Source organism: Geomicrobium sediminis (genome assembly GCF_016908595.1).
Classification (GTDB): Bacteria; Bacillota; Bacilli; order Bacillales; family Marinococcaceae; genus Geomicrobium_A; species Geomicrobium_A sediminis.
The window spans coordinates 17,237-40,407 of record NZ_JAFBEC010000013.1 but is presented as its reverse complement, the minus strand read 5'-3'; the positions used below and the strand labels follow the sequence as shown (position 1 = coordinate 40,407).

Below are 23,171 nucleotides of genomic sequence, written 5' to 3'. Positions count from 1 at the left end.
CAATTTACGTGTGAATGGGCTACAATAGATCAGTGTAAGATATGTATGAAGCCTAAGATTGGTGGTTATTTTCTGAATGAATCAGTCACGTAGAATTACCGAAGGAGCCGTCGTTGTTGCTCTGTTTACCATACTTATGGTTATGACACTATATATCCCTGTTGTAGCGCTTTTGACGATTTGGTTATTGCCGCTACCGATGATGGTTTATACGATCCGTCACGGAATGAAGCCGGGGGCTCTCGTATTAGTAGTTGCAACGCTTATAACCTTTCTGCTTGCCACAGCTTTAGCATTGCCAATTATTCTGTTGTTTGGAATTGGCGGTTTTGTAATGGGTGTGAGCTATTCAAAAGGTAGAGGGGCATTTCAGACCTTATTTACAGGTAGTGTAAGTTATGTTCTAGCAATTTTTGTGCTCTTTGTATTTTCGAATGTTGTGATGGGAATCCATCCTTTTGAAGCGATTCGCACAGGTATGATTGAGTCGATGAACTCGGCAGAACAATTAATGCAGAACTTTGGTGCAGAAACGGACGAAGAAGCGATTACTGCATACCGGGAATTAGCGAATATGATTCCGCAAATGTCTGCGATGCTTATGATTTTTACAGGTGTGATGTACGCGTTTATCACGCAAGTCATTGCGCATCCGATTTTAAGAAGACTGTTGAATAAGCCGTTCGGTTTTCCACCTCTTAGAGAGTGGTCATTGCCGACATTTTTTATCTGGATTTATTTACTCGGTATTATCGTTAGCCTTGTTGGGGTAAGCGACCCAGGATCAGCACTTTCAATTTTCATGATGAATGTTACACCTTTACTTGAGATTGCGATGATTGTCCAAGGTGCAGCGGTTATGTTTTATTTTGCCCATGTGAAGAAGATCTCAAAGGCGCTACCGATCATCATCTTGTTCTCAGCACTTGTGATACCGATTATTACGTTCTTTGTACGAATCTTAGGGATCATTGATCTTGGTTTTGATTTAAGAAGCCGGATTAAGCCTGATTCAAATAGGGGTTGATGGTATGCCCGAAATAACAAAACAACATTGGTATTTATATCCGATGATCTTTATGTTTACAGTCACAACAGCGAGTGTGACAGTGTTGCTTTTTTATAATTGGATGCTTGCTGTTGTAGGTTATGTGACACTCATTGTCATCGGTGTTGTTTTTTTCTATGCGCGTTCGAATTTCCAACAAGAGTTAAGCCAATACATTACAACACTCTCCCACCGTGTCAATCGAGCAGGTGAAGAAGCGGTTACGAATTTACCAGTCGGAATTGTGTTGTATGACCAGAACTTTGAAATTCAATGGGCGAATCCTTATATTCGTGATCTTCTCGGAGAAGATTATTTAGGGAAGTCGTTGTCGATCATTTCATCAGATCTTCCGATCTATATTGAAGATAAAAAAACCGAGCATCGCTTGAAGCTTGGCGATCTTGAGCATTACGTGTATGAACGACCGGATGAGCGTTTGCTTTATTTCTTTGATATGACAGAAACAATTGAAACGAAAGAGCGATATCGTGAGGAACAAACGGTTATTGGCTTTATTTATTTAGATAACTATGATGATGTTACACAGACTTTAGATGACGAAGTGACGAGTAGTCTCCGAAACAAAGTCGTAACGATGTTAAACAAATGGGCAAATGAGCATGACATTTTGCTTCGGAGCATTGATGATGACCGTTTTATGGCCGTTTTTAACCATCGGGCTCTTCAAGAAGTGGAAACGAATCGTTTCCAAATTGTTGATGATATTCGTGAAGAAACATCGAAGGATCGCGTAGCGATTACGCTAAGTATTGGAATTGGAACCGGAGAGAAAACGCTCCGTGATCTCGGATCCCTCGCACAGTCTTCACTCGATCTTGCTTTAGGTCGTGGTGGGGATCAAGTAGCAATTAAAGAGAAAAGCGGGCAAGTACGTTTTTATGGCGGAAAGACGAACGCGGTAGAAAAGCGAACACGTGTAAGAGCACGGGTTATTTCTCATGCTTTAAGGGATTTTGTAAGAGAGAGTAATCAAGTAATCGTTATGGGGCATAAAACGCCTGATATGGATGCGATTGGTGCTAGTATCGGCGTATTAAAAGTCGCAGAAGTGAACAACAAAGATGCGTATATCGTTCTTGATCCTGATCAAGTGAGTCCTGACGTTCAGAAGCTTATGGATGAAGTTGAACATCATGAGCATTTATGGTCGAGGTTTATTTCGCCTACAGAAGCGTTGGAACAATTAACGAAGCAGACACTTCTCGTCGTTGTTGATACGCACAAACCGTCACTTGTTATTGAGCCGAAGCTTCTTGATCGGGTACATCGAGTCGTTGTACTTGATCATCATCGTCGCGGGGAAGAATTTATTGATAATGCAGCGCTTGTGTATATGGAGCCGTATGCTTCTTCAGCGTCTGAGCTTGTAACGGAGTTGCTTGAATACCAACCGAATAAAGTGAAAATGGAATCGCTAGAAGCTACGGCAATGCTTGCAGGGATGATGGTCGATACGAAGCATTTTAGCATTCGTACAGGTTCTAGAACGTTTGATGCTGCGTCGTACCTAAAAGCTAATGGAGCCGATACGACAGCGGTGCAATTGCTCTTAAAAGAAGACCTTGATAACTATATTGAACGATCAAAAATCATTGGCCGTGCGACAGTGTATGGCAGCGGAATGGCAATTGCGCGTGGTGAAGAAGATCGTACTTATCACCCTGTTCTCATTGCTCAGGCGGCAGATACGTTACTTACGATGAATGACGTAAAAGCATCTTTTGTCATATCGAGGCGAGATGACGGTCGGGTGAGTGTGAGTGCCCGTTCCTTAGGTGATATTAACGTTCAAGTGATTATGGAGAAATTGGGTGGTGGTGGACATTTATCAAACGCCGCTGCTCAGTTTGATGACCTGACTATTGAACAAGTTGAAGAACAACTAAAAGAAGCAATGGATCAATCTATGGGAGGTCAGTCTACATGAAAGTAATTTTCAAGCAAGATGTTAAAGGTAAAGGGAAAAAAGGTGAAGTGAAAGACGTGTCTGAAGGATACGCACGTAACTATTTGTTGAAGAACGATTTAGCGGTTGAAGCTTCAACAGGCAACATGAAAGACTTGCAAGCAAAGCAAAAAAGCGATGATAAAAAACTACAAGAAGAACGTGAAGCAGCAGAAAAAACAAAAGCAAAATTAGAAAGTACAGACGTTAAAATGAATGCTAAAGCAGGTGAAGGCGGTAAGTTATTCGGAGCCGTGTCCACAAAGCAAATTCATGAAGCGCTCAAGAAAAAAGGCTTTAAGGTTGATAAACGCAAAATTGAACTTAGCGAGCCAATTCGTACACTCGGAGTTACGAAAGTGCCTGTGAAGATTCATCCTGAGGTAACAGCGACAGTTAACATTCACGTAAAAGAACAATAAGCAAATGAGGTGAGGGTACGGTGACAGAAGGATGGCAAGAGGATCGACTTCCTCCACAAAATATCGAAGCAGAGCAAGCAGTATTAGGGTCCATTTTCTTGCAAGAGGAATCCCTCGTTTCTGCGACCGAGCGTTTGCGCCCTGAAGACTTTTATCGTGCTTCTCATCAACGAATTTTTAGTGCGATGGTTGAGCTCTCTGAGAAAGGCGAGCCTGTAGACCTCGTCACGGTCACCTCTGAGCTTCAAAATCGCCAGTGGCTTGAAGAAGCTGGTGGCGTTGCCTATTTAACCGATCTGGCGAACGCTGTGCCGACTGCATCAAACGTTCAGCACTATGCGAGAACGGTCGAAGAGAAATCATTGCTTCGTCGATTAATTCGAACGGCAACGACGATTGCAACAGATGGATTTGAGGCGGAGCAAGAAGTTGATGACGTATTAAGTGATGCAGAGCGCATGATTCTAGAAGTCTCGAATCGTCGTTCTTCAGGAGCATTCGTGTCCATCAAAGACGTGTTAATGGAGACGTATGACAACATTGAAATGTTGCAAGGTCGTGGCGACGCACTGACGGGCGTTTCAAGCGGGTTTCAAGAGCTTGATCGAATGACAGCAGGGTTCCAACGCAGTGACTTAATTATCGTCGCTGCACGTCCATCTATGGGGAAGACGGCGTTTGCGTTGAACATTGCACAAAACATCGCAACAAAAAGTGATGAAAATGTCGCGATCTTTAGTCTGGAGATGGGAGCGTCGCAACTTGTGCAACGAATGCTCTGTGCCGAAGGCAATATCGACGGTACACGCCTTCGTACAGGACAGTTGATTGAAGAAGACTGGGAAAAGCTTGCAATGGCGATGGGAACGTTGTCTAGAGCAGGCATTTATATCGATGATTCGCCTGGAATTCGTGTTGCTGACATTCGTGCGAAGTGTAGAAGGCTTAAGCAGGAAAAAGGGTTAGGCATGATCTTAATCGATTATCTTCAACTCATTCAAGGGCGAGGAACTGATAGTCGTCAACAAGAAGTCTCTGAGATCTCTCGTAACTTAAAAGGGATTGCACGTGAGCTCGACGTACCGGTCATTGCCTTGTCTCAGCTCTCACGTAGTGTAGAATCACGTCAAGATAAGCGTCCGATGATGAGCGACTTGCGTGAGTCAGGAAGTATTGAGCAAGATGCGGACATCGTTTCGTTTTTGTTCCGTGAAGACTATTATGATCATGATGCTGAAAATCAGAACATGATTGAAATTATTATTGCGAAACAACGTAATGGTCCTGTTGGTAGTGTAGAGCTTGCGTTTATAAAAGAATACAACAAGTTCGTCAACCTTGATCGAAGGCATGACGAGAATATGGCACCACCTGGTGCGTAGCTTAAACGGAGGGTTAATACCCTTCGTTTTTTTGTTAACAAATTTAACAATAAGGCGAATGAATATCCTTTTTTTGATATAAATGTTCGGTTTATTTTGACCTGAAGTGTTTCTTTTGATAGAATTGACTACGGTAAAGAGATAAATAATGAACGATTTAATTATATCGGAAGAGGTGAGTCTTTTGTCATCCATCGTAATTGTAGGTACACAATGGGGAGACGAAGGCAAGGGGAAGATTACAGATTACTTATCAGAAAACGCGGAAGTCGTTGCTCGTTATCAAGGTGGTAACAACGCGGGGCATACGATTAAATTTGGTGGAGAAACGTATAAGCTTCACCTAGTACCGTCAGGGATTTTCTATGATGATAAGATTTGTGTAATTGGAAACGGCATGGTCATCGATCCTAAAGCATTAGTAGAAGAGTTAACTGGATTACAAGAACGTGGCATTGATACGAGCAATTTGCGTATTAGCAACCGTGCGCATGTGATCCTTCCTTATCATATAAAACAAGATATCGTGGAAGAAGAGAGTAAAGGCGCAAGCAAAATTGGCACGACGAAAAAAGGCATCGGTCCAGCTTATATGGATAAAGCTGCTCGGATCGGTATTCGTATTGCTGATCTTCTAGAGAAGACGGAATTTGAAAGTAAGCTTTCACGTAACTTGATCGAGAAAAACCGTCTATTGGAAAAACTCTATGAGACTAACGGGTTTACAGTAGAAGAGATTCTTGAAGAATACTTTGATTATGGTCAAAAGTTAAAACAATACGTTTGTGATACGTCTGTCGTATTGAATGATGCGATTGATCAAGGTCGACGTGTATTATTCGAGGGTGCCCAAGGTGTTATGCTTGATATTGATCAAGGAACGTATCCATTCGTTACATCATCAAACCCTATTGCCGGTGGTGTTGCGATCGGTTCAGGTGTCGGACCGTCTAAAATCCAGAAAGTTGTTGGGGTTTCAAAAGCATATACGACTCGTGTTGGAGACGGCCCATTCCCGACAGAGCTTACGGATGAAATTGGTGATCGCATTCGTAAGATTGGTAACGAATACGGAACGACTACAGGGCGACCAAGACGTGTCGGTTGGTTTGATTCCGTCGTTGTACGTCATGCACGTCGCGTAAGTGGGATTACAGATCTTTCCCTCAACTGTTTAGACGTGCTTTCTGGTCTTGAGACGGTGAAGATCTGTACGGCTTATGAGTACCAAGGGGAACGCCTTGAAGAATTCCCAGCTAGTCTTAATGTGTTAGCAGAATGTAAACCAGTGTATGAAGAAATGCCAGGGTGGAGCGAGGACATTACAGGAGCGAAGTCGTTAAGTGATCTTCCTGAAAATGCGCGTCATTATGCGGAACGAGTTTCCCAATTAACGAATATTCCACTATCCATTTTCTCTGTAGGACCTGATCGTACACAAACAAATGAAGTACGCGGTGTTTGGGGCGTATGATGATGAATGGCCTTCGCTTTTGCGAAGGTCGTTTTTCTTTTGTTTCATGTGACACTAGCGTTATACTCTACGTATGATGTAGAGAGGAGAGATAAGATGAAGCATTTAATCAATGGCGAATGGACAGGAGCAGACCTTGAACAAATTGATGTAACCAACCCTGCAAATGGGGCGATTGTAGACACCGTTCCAAAGGGAGGCAAAAGTGAGGCAAAGCAAGCGGTTGATGCAGCATATGAGGCATTTCGCCCGTGGTCAAAGTTAACCGCAGCTGAACGTTCAGAGAAGCTTGAAAAGTGGCACAATCTTATCGATAAACATCAAGAAGAATTAGCAACGACGATGACGAAGGAACAAGGCAAGCCAATGAAAGAATCCCGTGGTGAGATTGGCTATGCAAATTCATTTATTAAATGGTACGCAGAAGAAGGAAAACGTGTTTATGGTGAAACGATTCCAGCGTCAGCCGAGAATAAGCGTATTTTCGTAACGAAACAAGCCGTTGGGGTTGTCGCCGTCATTACGCCGTGGAATTTCCCAGCAGCAATGATTACGAGAAAAATAGCACCGGCACTCGCGGTTGGGTGTACAGTCGTCATAAAACCAGCAACACAAACGCCACTTACGGCTATTAAGCTCGCTGAATTAGCGGTTGAAGCAGGAATCCCTAAAGGTGTCATTAACGTAGTCACAGGTAAATCTAGCGAGATCTCTGCGGTATGGCAAGACGATCCACGTGTTCGCAAGTTAACGTTCACTGGTTCAACGGAAGTTGGCCGTACGTTAATGGAGGGCGCGTCAAAGAATATTAAGAAAATCTCATTAGAGCTCGGTGGTCATGCCCCGCTCATCGTTTTAGAAGACGCTGACCTAGATAATGCAGCTGAACAAGCGGTTGCGTCGAAGTTCCGCAATGCAGGTCAAACGTGTGTATGTGCCAACCGTATTTACGTTGCAGAGTCCGTCGAGAAAGAATTTACTGAAAAACTAAAAGTGCTCGTTGAACAACTAAAAGTTGGTGACGGTCTTGATGATGAGACGGATATCGGACCACTCATTGACTCAGATGCTGTTGATAAAGTGCTATCACAAATTGAAGATGCAAAATCACAAGGAGCGAAGGTCATTACTGGCGGTGAGAAAATCGGTGAGTTATTCTTAACACCAACGGTCATGACAGGGATAACAGAAGAGATGGCTTGTATGAACGACGAAACGTTCGGTCCACTCGCCCCGATTGCTACATTTAAGACCGAGGAAGAAGCGATCCAAAGAGCGAACGATACAATATACGGTCTTGCAGCGTATTTATTTACGAGTGATATCGGTAAGGCGGTACGTTTAAGTGAGGATCTTGAATATGGAATTGTCGGTTTAAATGATGGTGGTCCATCCACTGCTCAGGCACCTTTTGGAGGATGGAAACAGAGTGGTATTGGTCGTGAAGGCGGACATCACGGATTAGAAGAATATATAGAAACAAAGTACATCTCTCTAAAAATTTAATGAATAGATGAGAAAAAACTCACTCGCCTAGAAAAAGGCGGGTGAGTTTTTTAGATCGCTTTTTCATAGTAGAAGAACGGCTCTTCTCGTGCTTCTGTTTGGAGTTCTCCTACTTGAGAATAACCAAGTTTTTGGAAAAGCTTCTGTGCTTTCGTATTTAATGAATACGTATCGATTTTGATTGATTTTAGCTGTTGATTTAACGCTTCTGTTTCTGCAAAACGAAAGAGTGTTTCAGCAATACCTTTGTTGCGTACTGTAGGGTCAACCGCGAGGCGATGTAGTGTAATAGAGTCTGTGTCAAGATGGCGCCACGAAAGTTGATGGTACTCTTTGGCAAACTCTTGATTGATAACGATAAACCCTTCAATTCGTTCTTCGACGTAAACGTAAAGCGACTTCTTCTTTATATCCTGTGCAAAATGGTGAAGTGTAGGGTACTCTTCATTCCATTGGTCGCTTCCTTCTTCGTTCATTAGCTTTGTTGCTTTTTTGGCTATCGCAACAACACCAGAGAGGTCTTCCATTCCTGCAAGTCTAATCATGATGTGCACTCCCCATTTGAAAACTACGTACAAGTATAGCGCGGAAAAAAGCGATTGACGAGAGAAAAATATCGGGACATAAAATTGAATTTTTAGAAAAGTGTTGACAAATGCTTTGTCACTCGCATACAATACAGTCAGATAAAGTTGACCGAGTAAGAAAGGCGTGATGTGTAAATGAAAGAAATATTTGTAATGACGACGTATGAGCAAGTACGTGCCGTTAGTGATTCGTTCCGTAGTCGAATGCTAGTGAACTTCGGTACACAACCATTGACGGGGCAACAATTAGCGGAGAAATTAGACATCTCACGTTCCAAAATCCATTACCACTTAAATGAACTCGAAAAGAATGGGATTATTGAAATTGTGCGTCGAGAAGAGAAAAATGGTATTATGCAGAAGTTTTATCAACCAGTCGCAAAATCGTACATCGTTGACGATAAGCTTTTAGACTTTTTCGGGGGGAGTGATTTGCTATCTAAAGGAAGTATGACGAATACGTTTAGAGGTGACCAAGAAACATTTGAGAAATTTATGAAACGCGTGAATGATGATTTTCAAAAGGCGTTAGGTGAATATTCTACTGATGACCCTTATTCATCCGAATATGTGTTACATGTTGATTGGTATAAAAAAGACAACAACTCCTGAAAGCCTATGTTCGTGCATAGGCATTTGTTTTAGCCCAACGGTCAAAAAAAATGAACGGTGTAAATAAATAAAAACGAGAGAGGTTATTCACATGAAAAATATTCTTACTAATTTTAATTTTGTGGTTTTATTGTTGAGCCGATGTGCTTCGAATGCTGGGAGCAGTCTGTATTCAATCGCTGCGATGTGGCTCGTATATGAATTGAGTGGCTCATCAATGTACTCGGGTCTTGCATTATTTTTAACGCAAATGCCAGCGCTACTACAAATTGTACTTGGACCAGTCATTGATCGTTTTCAAATCAAGAAATTACTCGTATTCACTCAATGTATTCAAGTGGTCATGCTACTCGTCTTACCGCTCGCGTATGCTTTTGGTTTTTTAACGGTTGCACTTGTTTTGACTGTGATGCCAGCCGTTTCTCTTTGTAATCAGTTCCTCTATCCTGCACAACTGACCTTACTACCGAAGATTTTAAAGAAAGACCAACTTACGACTGGCAACTCGTTGTTCTCAGTCGCCTATCAAGGGACAGACGTATTGTTTACCGCGCTTGCAGGAATCATTATTGCAGTTGTTGGCGGTGTTGCAATATTCTATGTAAACAGTGCAACGTTCTTATTCTCAGCGTTATTGTTAATGCAATTACGCTTACCAAAACCAAAGCAACGTGATGAAAACGGTGAACAGCGGACAGTTAAACAGCTAGTAAAAGGGTATGGTGAACAATTAGGGGAAGGTTTGCGTGTACTAAAACAATCGTTCTTTAGCCGCCTGCTTATCGGAATTCTCGTCGTAAACTTTGCTATTGCAGGTGTGTTTGCGATTCTTCCTGGATTTAGTTCTACGTATGGTAACGTTGATTTCTATGGTATGCTGCTCGCAGCTAGTGGGCTAGGAACAATCATTGGAGCGGCATGTGTGTCACTCTTCAAGTTGCAACGAGTGCCAATTGCCATTTTGTACGCATCACTTCTTAGTGTGACCGGTCTATGTTTTATAGCCATTGCGATCGGTAGCCAGCCAATTGTCGTGCTGCTATTGTTTGTGTTCGCGTTCATTCCTGCAGGTAGTATAAACGTTATTGCTTTTGTGATGATCCAATCGGCAGTAGAAGAACATTTACTCGGAAGGGTGATGGCTGCGGTCATGGGAATTGCTGCGGGCATTGCCCCACTCGGTTCTTTAATTGGTGGTGCTATTGGATCTTGGTTTAGCTATGGAGTGGTCATTGTAACTTCAGGATTGCTGCTACTCATCGTCGCTCTATATTGGATTTTAAGCAAAAAAATGCGACGTCTACCGGCCACCCAAGAATTCTCGACAGATCTGTTCCAAGCTGGATAAGTCCCTTAGCATTTGGTTATAATGATAGTGGTGCGAAGGGCAACGTCTCTTATAACAAAGTTCTACAAAGAACTTCAAAAAAAGCATTGCATAAATTTATTTGGCGTGCTAAGATAAGTCTTGTCCTTCGATAGGAAGTAGTTGAGCCATTAGCTCAGTTGGTAGAGCATCTGACTTTTAATCAGAGGGTCGGAGGTTCGAGTCCTCCATGGCTCACCATTTACATATTGTAAACAGATCAGCTACAAGAAGGAAAGAGTAGTGTATTACCAAGTACACAACCCGAACGAGGCAGCCGAAGAGATTCGCCGCTTATTTTTTGAAATATGGGCCTGTGGTGTAGCGGTTAACATGCCTGCCTGTCACGCAGGAGATCGCGGGTTCGATTCCCGTCAGGCCCGCCATTTTAATTGGCTCGATAGCTCAGTTGGTAGAGCAGTAGACTGAAAATCTACGTGTCGGCGGTTCGATTCCGTCTCGAGCCACCATTTGATTGTCTGTCATTCGTATATTCAATCAAATCACTTACGACAACTTATGAAGCAGTATTAAGCTAGACCCCGAATGTATAATTCGGGGTTTTTTCTTATTTGAATTGAAGCGCTATGGTACAATAGAAGCGCGAAACATTTATACCAATCGTACTTGTATAGTATGACTACAATTGAAAGAATAGAGGCGATCATAATGAACGAAAAAATACTCGTTGTTGATGATGAAAAGCCAATTGCGGATATATTAGAGTTCTCTTTGAAAAAAGAAGGATTTGAAGTTGAAGTGGCTTACGACGGTGACGAAGCCCTACAAAAAGTACATGATTTTCAACCAGAATTGATTTTATTAGATATTATGCTTCCAAACCGTGATGGGATGGAAGTTTGTCGGGAAGTTCGTAAAGATTACGACATGCCAATCATTATGCTTACTGCTAAAGATTCAGAGATCGACAAAGTACTCGGGCTTGAACTAGGTGCCGATGATTATGTAACGAAGCCATTTAGTACACGTGAGCTTCTGGCGCGCGTGAAGGCGAACATTCGTCGCCTCCAAGCGGTTCCTCAAAACGATAAGCAAAAGAGTGGCGAAATGGAAATCGGTGGTCTAACGATTGATCCTGAAGCGTACCTCGTACGTAAACGAGGAGAGCCAATAGAACTTACGCACCGAGAGTTTGAATTAATTCATTACCTCGCTCGTCATCTCGGACAAGTAATGACTCGTGAGCATCTGCTCCAGTCAGTATGGGGATATGACTATTTTGGAGATGTTCGTACGGTTGACGTTACCGTTCGAAGATTAAGAGAGAAAGTTGAAGACAACCCTAGCTATCCACTTTGGATAATTACGAGAAGGGGAGTCGGTTACTATTTGAGTCACCCTGAACAGGAGTAGTGTAGTGGATGGAGAAGTTCCGGAACTTTTTTAAGTCGTTTCAATTCAAGCTGATTGCGATTTATGTGTTGCTTCTTCTCATTGCAACACAAATTATTGGCGCGACTTTCATGACGACTTTAGAGAGTCAAACGATACAGAATTACAATGATTATCTTGAAGATCGTGCAAGTTTGCTTGCAAACAATGCAGCTGAGATTCTAACAGAACCACGCTCTGATGAGGATGGGGATGTGCAGCTGCAAATCCGTCAAGAAATGAACGATCAAGTCAACTTATTGTTTAGCGATATTAATGAGTTCGTTGAAGTTGTGGACAATAACTACACGATTATTACTTCTCATGATTCTGACCTTGTTGGGCGTTTGAACAACAACATTCAGATTTACCGAGCGATGGCAGGATATGAGCAAGCTCCAGAAACGTTCCAAAACCCTGATACCGGCGACCGAACGAGGGTCATCATTGAGAAGATAGAAGGCAACAATGATGAGATCATCGGCATTGCTCATATTCGTGCATCGCTAGAGGGTACGTATGAAGAAGTAACTGAAATTAGTAGTATTTTTACGTGGAGTGCAGTCATTGCACTTATCATTACTGCAATTATTGGTATTTTGCTTTCACGAACGATTACAAGACCAGTACTTGATATGCAAAAACAAGCAAGTCGTATGAGTGAAGGTGACTTTAGCCGACAAGTGCGTGTGTATGGAAGTGACGAAATCGGTAAATTAGCCACTTCATTTAATACATTGACACTCAGTTTAAAAGAGGCCAACGCAACGACCGAAGGCGAACGAAGAAAGCTTAGTTCGGTGTTGTCTCATATGACAGATGGCGTTATTGCGACGGATGAACTTGGAAGGATTATCTTGCTTAATCGACAAGCAGAGATTTTATTAAGCATGTCGAGCGAGGAAGCAATGGGTCAATCACTTCCAGAGATCTTGAAGTTATCTGAGCATTTAACACCAAGTAAACTCTATGACTACTCTGAGTCAATGATTTTAGATTTCAGTGATGGAGATGGAAGTTACTTGCTTGAAGCGAACTTTTCGGTCATTCGTCATGAGGATGGACCGATTACTGGGTTGATTACCGTTCTTCATGATGTAACTGAACAAGAGAAAATCGCACAAGAGCGACGTGAATTCGTTGCGAACGTATCTCATGAACTGCGTACACCACTAACCACATTAAAGAGCTACATGGAGGCACTCGAAGACGGTGCGCTACATGATCAAGAGTTGGCACCTAGGTTTTTAGGTGTCGCTCAAACGGAAACCGAGCGAATGATTCGTCTCGTTAATGACCTTCTTCAGCTTTCTAAGATGGATCGTGACGATGTGAGATTAAATAAACACCATTACAACTTAATTGCATGGTTGCATGAAGTTCTCGATCGCTTTGAAATGATGGTAAAAGACAAGAATATTGAGTTCGTACGCAAGTTGCCAACATACCCAGTGCGAATTGAAATCGATCGCGACAAAATGACTCAAGTGATCGACAACATTATTTCTAATGCTATTAAATACTCACCAGACGGTGGAACCATTACTGTCGGGACCGATTTACATGAAGACGGCGCGACGATCTTCGTAAAAGATGAAGGAATGGGAATTCCTCGAGAAAATCAACATAAGATTTTTCAACGTTTTTATCGAGTCGATAAAGCTCGTGCAAGAAACCTTGGTGGAACAGGACTGGGCTTAGCAATTGCAAAGGAAATGGTAGAAGCTCACGGAGGTACAATCGGCGTATCGAGCGAATTACGTCAAGGTACAATGATTACCATCCAACTTCCTTATACGAGTATCTATGAGGAAAGTAGGTGGGAAGAGTGACAGAGCGAATTAAATCGTTGGTTCTAATCGTGTTGATTGCAACAAGCCTTATACTTACGTGGCAATTGTGGACATACCAACCGAATTTAGAAGAGTTGGATGAAGCAAGTAGCACGACGGAAAGTATCGGTGACACCATTCAACTTGAAGACGTTGTACTCCCTTCCAACCTCATGTATAGCGTTGGTGATGAGAAGCGTATGACGTACGGAAATGCAGATGATTTAACGGAAGAAGTCGTTGATGATCTGTACAACTTAGATTTATGGAATTTCGTGCTTGTTGATGAAGTGTATGATCAAGAAGATGTCTATCCTGGCCAAGATTACATTGAATTGATTTATCCTGCTGGTATTCCAGCAGAGTTGTTGCAGTCGTTTGTTGGCCGAGAAGAAGAGCTGGACCTTGTCGATCTTTCAACAGAATTTGATCGGATTCTTCTTTTTGCTAGTGGAGATGAAGTTGTTGCCAGGTTCGTATCGTTCCAACCTCAATTGTACTTGGAAGCTTATGTTGATCTTAATATGAATGTGTTTATTAATGATTACTTACTAAGCAATCATCATGAGGATACATTTTCGGTATATAGCGAAATGGTCGCTCCACACGGCAGTCGATTAGAAAAGCCAATTTATTTGCCAGTAGAGCAAGTAGACTTTATGCGTCGCAGCTATGAAATTGATGGTAGTAATTATATTTCTGCAAGTGCGTTTGAAGAATTGCTTTTTGAAGATGAGACGATTCAGGTCGATCGTGAGAATTACATTGCCAGCTCTGAACAGATGAGTGTGACAAATAATTTATTTATGGAGTATATTAATGCCACTTCTCCAGCTTCCGTGCGGGAGAACCCTGAACACGTGACGTTACAGGCTTTTAATTACGTCAATTCCCACGGTGGTTTTACAGATAAGTACCAACTGTATCGTTTCACGACGAATAACCCTAGTTTAGATGAGGCGGTTCGTTTCCATCTTGTTGAGAACGGTGTTCCTGTACTCGGTTCGGGCAACCATGGAGTGATTGAAGTGACGAGAAGTCACCAGCAAGTGATCTCGAACTATACGAGACCTCTTTATACGCTTGGAACCGATGTGGAATTTAGTGCTTCTGAAACACTTCCGGAAGGTGAAGTCGTATGGGATGCAGTTACAGAGGACTACGATGTCGATGAGATCGTTGATGTTCGTATAGGGTACGACATGAGCCATGAGCAAGAAGTTACAGAGCTCATTACATTTACACCCGCATGGTACGTGCAGACAACGACTGGTGCATGGCATCGTGTAGAGCTCTTTCAGTCAGAGGGGGATTACAATGGATTGGAGTAGAACGAAGACGATCTTTATCGTTACCTTCTTTCTGTTAAACGCGTTTTTAACGTACCAGCTAATTGCTAAACAATCCTTTGAAAGCTATGCAAGCGAACAAGGTAGCCTTGAGCAAAGCTTTGAGGATATTGTTGAAGCTGAGAACATTATCGTTGATACGCAACTACCAGAATATCGTGATCTTCCTCGTCTGAACATAGAAACTGAAGTGATTCCTTTTGAAGAAGTAAGTAGTTTCTACAACAGTAACGATTATTTTCAATCTGTGGATCAAGTCGCTGAAGATCAACAAGAGTTAATTTTATTGCTAAGTTCTCCTTACAGTTTAGACGCAGGAAGCCCTTTGTCTAGCATCCGTGAATTTATTGACCAGAACATTTATGAAGGAACTGAATATGTTTTTGGTGGAGAAGTTGTGAGTAGTGATAGTGATCAAATGGAGTTTCACTACTTCAAGAATTACGAAGGACTTACGTTGTATGGAAGTGGTGGCGATGCTCACCTCGTAGTAACGGTAAATGACGGGGAAATTACGATTATTGAGCAACAGTTTATTGAAATCAAGCCACATGAGGAAGACATTGAAGTTATGTCACCAGAAGACGCGATTCTTGCTTTGCGAGAAGCACAAGTCATTACAAGGAACGCAACCATCCATCGTATTGAATTAGCGTATCACAGTCATATTACTGACGGCGAGTACGCGAGGTACATTCCGGCCTATCGCATTCATGCAAGTAACCAATCGTTTAGCGATGAAGAAGAAATGCCTCCATATTGGGAAACGCCGGCTTATATTGTTAATGCGGATCGTGGGAACGTTTACGCACTTAGCAATGAATCTTAAAAAGGATGATTGAACATGAGATTTAGTGTTCTGGCCAGTGGTAGCACTGGGAATGCAATGTACGTTGAATCAGAACGAACCAAGTTGCTAATCGATGCAGGATTAAGCGGCAAAAAGATGGAAGAGTTGTTCCAAACGATCGGGCGATCATTATCAGAGGTCGATGCCATCCTCGTCAGTCACGAACATAGTGATCATATTAAAGGGGTTGGCATTGTTGCTCGTAAATACAATATACCAATCTATGCAAATGAGAAGACGTGGAAAGCGATGGAGACGTCAATTGGACCGGTTCAAACCGATCAGCGTTTTCACCTCGAAACGGGTTCGAATTTGTCGTTTCAAGATCTAACAGTTGAAACTTTTGGAGTTTCTCATGATGCAGCTGATCCGATGTTCTTCGTTTTTCACGAGAATAATCGAAAGCTTGCGTTGGCAACCGATATGGGCTATGTAAGTGATCGAATTAAAGGAACACTAAAAGAAGCGAATGCGCTCGTATTTGAATCGAATCACGACATTAATATGTTACGTATGGGTCGGTATCCTTGGAACGTTAAGCGGAGGATTTTAGGGGATATGGGACACGTTTCAAACGAGGATGCTGCACTTGCATTAGCGGACATTATTACAGATAAAACAAGGCATATTTATCTTGCTCATTTGAGCTTAGATAATAACATGAAAGAGCTTGCTAAAATGACAGCAGAGCAAGTGCTTCTTGAAGAAGGAGTTACGTGTGGAACCGGCGGTGTGCTTCTTCATGATACCGATCCTTATCATCCTACATCACTACAGATTGTATAAATGGCTCAATAATGGTTGAAATATGGGAAATGTGGGTAGTTTAACATTGTAGCAACGACGTTGGACTAAAAACTGGACGAAAAGAGATTTTATTCGTAAACTAATGGTAAATCTATGCAACGACATGTCGCTTTCTCCTAACTATGTTGTGGACAATCCTGGGGGGCAGGTACTCACAACATTCTGTTCATCGTCAACACAGAAAGAAAGGTGGAGCAACAATGGGTTTCTACGACGATCATTACTCTTCAAGAGGCCGTAAAAGCAAATCAAGAAAACCAATATTTCTTGGAGTCATTATTGGGGCTGTACTCGTACTTGGTATAATAAGTGTCGGTCAGATGATGAATCTTAATGGATCGGCTGCGGAAGAGGAAGCCGAAACGAATCAACAAGAAGATGAGCAATTTTTTGCATCGGAATCAGAGACCATCGATTTAGATGTTACGACAGACGTAACGCATGTCGTTGATGCAGTTAGTGATGCTGTTGTTGGCGTATTTAATTTGCAAAATACTAGTTTTTGGGGCGGTGCAGCTGGTCAACAAGAAGAAGGCATTGAAGCGGGCACTGGCTCAGGAGTGATTTATAAGGTTGAAGGAGACCGTGCATTTGTTGTCACGAACGAGCACGTTATCCAAGGTTCAGACGAACTCGAAGTAAGTTTAAGTGAGGGACAAAGAGTGCCTGCAGAACTTGTTGGCTCAGATATTTGGACGGACTTGGCAGTTTTGACAATTGATGCTGAGAACGTCGATACGGTTGCTGATTTTGGTAATTCAGACAATCTAAGAGCTGGGGAGCCAGCGATTGCAATTGGAAACCCATTGGGACCTCGCTTTGCACGCACAGTTACATTAGGAATTATTAGTGCGACTGAAAGAAGTGTACCTGTTGACCTCACTGGTGATGGTCAAATTGATTGGAATGCAGAAGTGTTGCAAACAGATGCAGCCATTAACCCTGGTAATAGCGGTGGGGCTCTCTTAAATATTCAAAGTGAAGTGATTGGGATTAACTCCATGAAGCTTGCTCAAGGCGAAGGAATTGGATTTGCAATTCCAACGACAATCGTTTTACCTGTTATTCAAGATATTGAGCAATATGGAGAAGTGAGACGCCCAGAAATGGGAGTGATCATCGGTTCTCTCGAAGAAATTCCAAGTTATCACTGGCAAGAAACGCTGAATTTACCACCAGAGATTGTAACAGGTGTGTTTATCCATGAAATCATACCGAATTCACCTGCTGCAGATGCTGGGTTGGAACAATATGATGTCATTACAGCACTGGATGGAGAAGATGTTGAAGCGGCTCATGATCTGCGACGTCACCTGTATACCGACGTGGACATTGGTGATGAAATGGAAGTGACGTTCTATCGAAATGGTGAACAGATGCAAACGACAGTCACGCTCGATGAACAACAGGAAACGATGTAACGTCTGATTTGAGAGGGAAATCATAACCGATTTCCCTCTTTCTCGTTTGTGCATAAAGAGTTATGAACAGTGGATAACGAGTAAAACTAGGCATTTACTCAAAATGAAGCTGTGAATATGTGGATAACTTCTGTGGATAAAGGGGTGGATAACATGAAAATTAGCATCATTGCAGTCGGTAAAATTAAAGAAAAGTACATTCAATCGGGCATTGATGAGTTTTCGAAGCGTCTTCGTACCGACGTGAAATTTGAAGTGATTGAGGTACCAGATGAAAAAGCACCGGAGCGGTTGAGTGAAAAAGAGATGGAACAAATCAAACAAAAAGAAGGACAACGAATTGAAAAGAAAATTAAAGCAGGCGACTATGTCATCGTACTTGAGCGCCAAGGCAAGATGTTAAGTTCTGAACAGCTTGCAGAACGGTTTGAAACATTACCTACATACGGAACGAGTGCAATTACGTTTATTATAGGTGGTTCACTCGGTATGAGTCAGGAACTATTGCAACGTGCAGATTTAAAATGGTCGTTTTCAGCGTTAACATTTCCCCATCAACTTATGAGGCTCATGTTAACCGAGCAAATTTATCGAGCTGTGCAAATTAATAAAGGATCTCCGTATCATAAATAAGGAGTGAAAATCAGATGTTAAAGACGATGTATAAGAGGAGAATTCATATCTCTTATATCTTTACTTTCGTTCTTTTAACGAGCATTACCACTTTTCTCATCGTTGATTGGCCAATAACGACAGAAGAATGGTTTGAGTATCTTCTCTTTTATTTCCTTACTTTAGCAATCGCCATTATGATTCCTGTATCTCATGTAAAGTACAATAAAGTAAAAGATCTAGAAGTTCCGAAGACGGATAAACACCTTATTCATTTGGATCACCTTGTCATTCAATCAAATGTGTCATACATAAAGGAATTATTGTTGTTTACGAAGAAAGGTCAATATGTAGGAAAGGCGAAAGTAAGTAAGATTTCTTGGTTTATGTGGCCGTTTACGGTTTTGTTTAAAAACGACTTACTTACATTTATCCCTTGGACGTATACAATTTATGATCATCTAGATCAAAAATGTATGAAGATTAAACGGACAGGTTGGGGGATTAAGTCGACGCTAACGATTAAAGATGAGAAAGACAGCCATATCGGTACATACGTTCAAGACGATTTACGGATGTTTAACATTCGCGGTAATTTATTAGATGAAGACGGTCAATTAGTATTGCCAATTAAGTCAGACTTAACGGGGAGCTTCCGTTTTGAGGATCAATTCGGTGATGTTGTGGCTGAGTACTATCAAGGTCGATTTCCACATGAATATACTACGTTGTTTCGTGACATGGAAAATCATATCGTTTATTTTCATCGTGATCTGTCAGAGAGAACAGAAACGCCTCTATGGTGTGTTAATGTTTTTGTTTTTGCAACTAAAAACATAGGTCGTTTCACGTGAAACAAAGGAGAGAACATCATGAAAAACGTAACAGTTGGGAATGATTGGGATTATTTACTAGAAGATGAATTCCAAAAGTCATATTTTACTTCGTTGCAAGCTTTTTTAGAAACAGCGTATAGTCAAAAAGCAATTTTTCCACCGAGAGAAGATATTTTCCGAGCGTTACAATTGACCTCTTATCAGCAAACGAATGTTGTATTACTCGGGCAAGACCCGTATCACGGGTTCGGACAAGCACAAGGTTTAAGTTTTTCCGTCTCAAAAAGTGTGGCGATTCCACCTTCGCTACGGAATATATATAAAGAACTTAAAGAAGATCTTCAATGTAACATTCCAGCCCATGGAGATTTAACTGCTTGGGCAAGTCAAGGTGTACTGCTATTAAATACGGTATTAACGGTTGAAGAAGGGGAAGCAAACTCCCATCATCAAAAAGGTTGGGAACATTTTACAGATTCGATCATTTCGTTACTTAACGAGAAAGAAGAGCCGATCGTGTTCCTTTTGTGGGGGAAAGACGCGCAAAAAAAAGCCACGATGATTGACGATCGACACTGTAAGATAATGAGTACGCATCCAAGTCCTCTTGCGGCTTATCGTGGTTTCTTTGGGAGTCGTCCTTTTTCTAAAACGAATGCTTTTTTAATAGAGCAAGGAAGATCACCGATTCGGTGGTGTTTGGATGAGTGATAAAGGTGTGAGCATCGTATGTGGCTAAATAAAATTGCATTTCTAATGATTGCGTTTGTTGTCGGTGCAACATTCCAAGCCATTGGCATACCAGCAGGATGGTTACTCGGTGCAATCTTCACTGGAATTGTTTATGGATTGTTTGTTACGAGTTACTCATTTAATGGTTGGCCATTCCAAGTCGCATTGATCCTTGTCGGTGCAAATATTGGTGTGATGATGGAGCCACAATTATTTCTTCATCTGCATCAATACATTCTCCCATTAATTTTAACGCTAGGTATTACACTCTTAGGTGGATTGTTATTTGGAATTCTTTTAGATCGTTGGACGAGCCTAGACCGTAAGACCGCTTTTTTCTGTACTGTGCCTGGTGGTGCTTCAGAGGTGATCGCACTATCGAGTCATTATGGAGCGGATGAACGGATTGTCGCTTCTTTTCATACGGCGAGGATTACGATGTTCGTGTTACTCATTCCTTTTGGAGTAGGAATGGTTTATGGGCAAGGGTCTTCAGAAACGTTTACAACTTCAGCAAGTGGTTTAGAAGTCCAGCATGTGCTTTATTTTAGTGTGATTCTGATTCTTACGATGTTGTTAACGAAATGGCTTAACTTTGCCGGTGCCACCCTGATTTATGCAATTATGATTGGGTTTGTAGCGAGTGAGTTTGTCTTTACATTCGGAGCATTACCATCGTATATTCCTGGCATTGGACAAGTGTTGATTGGTGCTATGGTTGGGATTCGTTTTGAACGTTCCACGTTAGAGCGATTGCGTGAGATTGGTATAGCGAGTGCTAAAATTCTTGGATTATATATGATCATGGCGATTTGTATTGCTTTCATTTTCTATCTATTCACACCAATGAGTTATTTAATGAGTTTACTTAGTACCGTACCAGCCGGCGCACCAGAGATGTCTTCAACGGCATTATCTTTAAAGATGGACCCATCATTAGTCGCCAGTCTTCACATTATTCGCATGATCGTTGTGTTACTCGTTTTGCCACACTTTCTTAAATGGATGTTAAAGAAATCGTAACATAAAGATTGGTTTATGAGCATGAACGTCGGGGAAAATAAACACTACTTGGAGGTGTTTGTTAAATGATTATCATTGATGACTTACAAATTATGGCTCAGCGTTATGATAATGAAGAAGATGCGAAGAATGCCTTGAAAAGAGACGAAGTAGTTGTTAAAGATACGGAGAATAATTACTGGATCATTGATAGTGAAAACTATGAGAAGATTGAAGCTTATGGATACACTAAAATAGAAGAAGGTACGAGTAATTAAAGAGCGAACCACCGGGTTTGCTCTTTTTAGAATTATAAGTGTCGCCTCACTTTCTAACGTAGTCGTAATCTATGGTAAGATGAATAATGAGTTAACAAAAGTGGAAAACGATAGTTAGAAAAGGAAGGGCGATTACATGGCAGTCCAATTATCAACGATTCTTAAGAAATTACATCAAGCTGTCGAAGACTTGCAATCCCTTCATGCAAGTGGAGCTTCTTCGTTGGCCATTCAAAAACAAGCAAGCATTGTACGAGTTTACAGTGAGCTTATTGAAGAGAGCAGTTCAATAGATGATGATGCTAAGGCTACAGGAGTAAAACCGCAAGTTACCAAGACGCAGCAACCAAGATTAACACAAGTGCCTGTAAGTCAGTCTGTACCATCTACCAATCAACAAATCGAAGGAAATCTTTTAGATTTCTAATGAGGGGTATAAAAATGAAAAATCAATGGATCGCTACAGGAGCAATTTTAGCGATGCTAGCCGTTGCCATAGGCGCTTTTGGCGCTCATGGTTTAGAAGGTTCTATTACGGATAATATGTTAGAGAACTATCAAACTGGTGTTCAGTATCATATGTTTCATTCACTAGGTATTTTGGTAGTTGGAATCGTAATCAGTATGACTGGACCTTCGAAGTTGCTTCAAGCCTCTGCTTCACTTTTAGTCATTGGTATCGTGATATTCTCGGGCAGTCTCTATGTAATGGCGCTCACGAGTATGACGTGGCTTGGGGCGATTACACCTATTGGTGGTGTTTCGTTTATTAGCGGTTGGTTGTGCCTGACCATTGCAACGTTAAGAGGGCGATGACCGTTACTCATCGCCTTTTTGTAGCTCTACCAACGCAATTTGTAGGCTTGGGAAAATCTTAAATTGATCAACGAGGTGATCTTGATCGTAGAGAACGAGCGACTCGGAAACGTTTGGCAAAATGCCAGTAAGACAAATCTCTACACCAATTAATTGTGCTGTAACTAACCGATCATTGAATTGTTTTGTTGCTGTGGCACTTAATTGGTTAACAGCCGTTAAGTCGATGATTAGATCGTGAACTCTACGTCTCTTTGCCTCCTGTAGAACAGAGAACAGTGCAGAGTTATGGTCCGTTTGATAATAAAGGTCTTGAATTGGCCAAACGGCAATCGTTTTATTGAGCGAGAGTAGTGTTGAATTCTGATGATGGAGATACGAATCTAATTCTAATTGATACCGTACTGCATACGTATGCTCGTACAGTTCAATTTGTTCAAAGATCGTTTGATTAATACTTTTATTCGAGTAGCCCTCGTCAAGCTTCCCCACTAATGCTTCCATTATCATTCGATACAACGATTGACGACGTTTATAGAACGTTGTGTGTTGATGAAATGTTTTTAGACGCTCTACGTGGTACTTTGCAAGTGAAGTGATGTCCTTCTTTGCCTCTAATACGGATGGTTCCTTTTCAACATAGAAATGCAGTTGCTTTATGTAGGCAGCCAAGCAGTCCATAACGTTACAATGTGGACGATGTGCTTTGGTTTTCCTAAATTCTTGTTGAAGAAGGTCGTGTAATAAGGTCATATGCGGTCACTCCACCCCCTTTTCAGTCGTGAGTGGAAAAATTTTGTAGTTTATGAGATAGTATGGTTGTGATTAATACTTCCTGCCTACTATTATTTTAAAGCTGTTCGTAAAATTGTGAAGAA

The 23,171-nt window shown here is 41.6% G+C and carries 23 protein-coding genes and 3 tRNA genes; 24 read left to right on the top strand and 2 right to left on the bottom strand.

Annotated features, from left to right (window positions below):
• Positions 1–76 precede the first annotated feature (76 nt).
• From JOD17_RS17560 to JOD17_RS17535, 6 genes are all read left to right on the top strand, one after another.
• Complete coding sequence (locus JOD17_RS17560) at positions 77–1,027, top strand: YybS family protein (RefSeq protein WP_042414476.1); 951 nt, start codon at positions 77–79, stop codon at positions 1,025–1,027.
• A 4-nt stretch (positions 1,028–1,031) separates the two neighbouring features.
• Entirely contained in the window at positions 1,032–2,999 is a 1,968-nt protein-coding gene (locus tag JOD17_RS17555; protein ID WP_204699314.1) for a DHH family phosphoesterase, read from the top strand.
• On the top strand, positions 2,996–3,439 hold the full coding sequence (gene rplI / locus JOD17_RS17550; protein ID WP_204699312.1) for a 50S ribosomal protein L9: 444 nt from the start codon (positions 2,996–2,998) through the stop codon (positions 3,437–3,439). The genes JOD17_RS17555 and rplI overlap by 4 nt, the downstream gene beginning before the upstream one ends.
• A gap of 20 nt (positions 3,440–3,459) precedes the next feature.
• Positions 3,460–4,821 (top strand): replicative DNA helicase, encoded by a 1,362-nt coding sequence (dnaB, locus tag JOD17_RS17545; RefSeq protein ID WP_042358061.1) that lies wholly within the window; start codon positions 3,460–3,462, stop codon positions 4,819–4,821.
• Positions 4,822–5,005: 184 nt separating this feature from the next.
• The gene (locus tag JOD17_RS17540) at positions 5,006–6,295 is read left to right on the top strand and encodes an adenylosuccinate synthase (protein ID WP_204699310.1); all 1,290 of its coding nucleotides are present in this window, start codon (positions 5,006–5,008) and stop codon (positions 6,293–6,295) included.
• A 96-nt stretch (positions 6,296–6,391) separates the two neighbouring features.
• Entirely contained in the window at positions 6,392–7,801 is a 1,410-nt protein-coding gene (locus JOD17_RS17535; protein ID WP_204699309.1) for an NAD-dependent succinate-semialdehyde dehydrogenase, read from the top strand.
• Between the two features lie 50 nt (positions 7,802–7,851).
• On the opposite strand, the gene JOD17_RS17530 is transcribed toward JOD17_RS17535, so the two are convergent.
• Positions 7,852–8,346, bottom strand: a complete 495-nt coding sequence (locus JOD17_RS17530; RefSeq protein ID WP_204699308.1) for a GNAT family N-acetyltransferase — start codon at positions 8,344–8,346, stop codon at positions 7,852–7,854.
• Positions 8,347–8,523: 177 nt separating this feature from the next.
• Between JOD17_RS17530 and JOD17_RS17525 the strand changes: the two genes are divergently transcribed.
• The 18 genes from JOD17_RS17525 (at position 8,524) to JOD17_RS17440 (ending at position 22,293) form a co-directional block, all read left to right on the top strand.
• Complete coding sequence (locus tag JOD17_RS17525; RefSeq protein WP_204699307.1) at positions 8,524–9,000, top strand: ArsR/SmtB family transcription factor; 477 nt, start codon at positions 8,524–8,526, stop codon at positions 8,998–9,000.
• Between the two features lie 91 nt (positions 9,001–9,091).
• Entirely contained in the window at positions 9,092–10,348 is a 1,257-nt protein-coding gene (locus tag JOD17_RS17520) for an MFS transporter (protein ID WP_204699306.1), read from the top strand.
• A gap of 143 nt (positions 10,349–10,491) precedes the next feature.
• A tRNA-Lys gene (locus tag JOD17_RS17515) sits at positions 10,492–10,567 on the top strand.
• Positions 10,568–10,676: 109 nt separating this feature from the next.
• Positions 10,677–10,752, top strand: a tRNA-Asp gene (locus JOD17_RS17510).
• A gap of 8 nt (positions 10,753–10,760) precedes the next feature.
• Positions 10,761–10,836 (top strand) — tRNA-Phe (locus JOD17_RS17505).
• 199 nt (positions 10,837–11,035) lie between these two features.
• Positions 11,036–11,740, top strand: a complete 705-nt coding sequence (gene yycF, locus JOD17_RS17500) for a response regulator YycF (protein WP_204699305.1) — start codon at positions 11,036–11,038, stop codon at positions 11,738–11,740.
• A gap of 8 nt (positions 11,741–11,748) precedes the next feature.
• The gene (gene walK / locus JOD17_RS17495) at positions 11,749–13,590 is read left to right on the top strand and encodes a cell wall metabolism sensor histidine kinase WalK (RefSeq protein WP_204699304.1); all 1,842 of its coding nucleotides are present in this window, start codon (positions 11,749–11,751) and stop codon (positions 13,588–13,590) included.
• Entirely contained in the window at positions 13,578–14,921 is a 1,344-nt protein-coding gene (locus JOD17_RS17490; RefSeq protein WP_204699302.1) for a two-component system activity regulator YycH, read from the top strand. Before walK ends, JOD17_RS17490 begins: the two co-directional genes overlap by 13 nt.
• On the top strand, positions 14,908–15,768 hold the full coding sequence (yycI, locus tag JOD17_RS17485; RefSeq protein ID WP_204699301.1) for a two-component system regulatory protein YycI: 861 nt from the start codon (positions 14,908–14,910) through the stop codon (positions 15,766–15,768). The genes JOD17_RS17490 and yycI overlap by 14 nt, the downstream gene beginning before the upstream one ends.
• A gap of 9 nt (positions 15,769–15,777) precedes the next feature.
• Positions 15,778–16,575, top strand: coding sequence for an MBL fold metallo-hydrolase (locus JOD17_RS17480; protein ID WP_204699300.1), 798 nt, complete (start codon positions 15,778–15,780; stop codon positions 16,573–16,575).
• A 221-nt stretch (positions 16,576–16,796) separates the two neighbouring features.
• On the top strand, positions 16,797–18,017 hold the full coding sequence (locus JOD17_RS17475; protein WP_204699299.1) for a S1C family serine protease: 1,221 nt from the start codon (positions 16,797–16,799) through the stop codon (positions 18,015–18,017).
• 153 nt (positions 18,018–18,170) lie between these two features.
• Positions 18,171–18,650, top strand: coding sequence for a 23S rRNA (pseudouridine(1915)-N(3))-methyltransferase RlmH (gene rlmH / locus JOD17_RS17470; protein ID WP_204699298.1), 480 nt, complete (start codon positions 18,171–18,173; stop codon positions 18,648–18,650).
• A 14-nt stretch (positions 18,651–18,664) separates the two neighbouring features.
• Positions 18,665–19,483, top strand: a complete 819-nt coding sequence (locus JOD17_RS17465) for a hypothetical protein (RefSeq protein ID WP_204699297.1) — start codon at positions 18,665–18,667, stop codon at positions 19,481–19,483.
• A gap of 18 nt (positions 19,484–19,501) precedes the next feature.
• Complete coding sequence (locus JOD17_RS17460) at positions 19,502–20,176, top strand: uracil-DNA glycosylase (protein WP_204699296.1); 675 nt, start codon at positions 19,502–19,504, stop codon at positions 20,174–20,176.
• Positions 20,177–20,194: 18 nt separating this feature from the next.
• Positions 20,195–21,220, top strand: a complete 1,026-nt coding sequence (locus JOD17_RS17455) for an AbrB family transcriptional regulator (RefSeq protein WP_204699294.1) — start codon at positions 20,195–20,197, stop codon at positions 21,218–21,220.
• Positions 21,221–21,285: 65 nt separating this feature from the next.
• Positions 21,286–21,477: a hypothetical protein gene (locus tag JOD17_RS17450; protein ID WP_204699292.1), complete on the top strand. Its 192-nt coding sequence runs from the start codon at positions 21,286–21,288 to the stop codon at positions 21,475–21,477.
• A 136-nt stretch (positions 21,478–21,613) separates the two neighbouring features.
• Complete coding sequence (locus JOD17_RS17445; RefSeq protein ID WP_204699290.1) at positions 21,614–21,904, top strand: DUF5327 family protein; 291 nt, start codon at positions 21,614–21,616, stop codon at positions 21,902–21,904.
• A 14-nt stretch (positions 21,905–21,918) separates the two neighbouring features.
• On the top strand, positions 21,919–22,293 hold the full coding sequence (locus tag JOD17_RS17440) for a DUF423 domain-containing protein (protein ID WP_204699289.1): 375 nt from the start codon (positions 21,919–21,921) through the stop codon (positions 22,291–22,293).
• A gap of 3 nt (positions 22,294–22,296) precedes the next feature.
• Here JOD17_RS17440 and JOD17_RS17435 read toward each other — a convergent pair whose 3' ends face one another.
• Positions 22,297–23,046, bottom strand: coding sequence for an STAS domain-containing protein (locus JOD17_RS17435; protein ID WP_204699288.1), 750 nt, complete (start codon positions 23,044–23,046; stop codon positions 22,297–22,299).
• Positions 23,047–23,171: the final 125 nt, after the last annotated feature.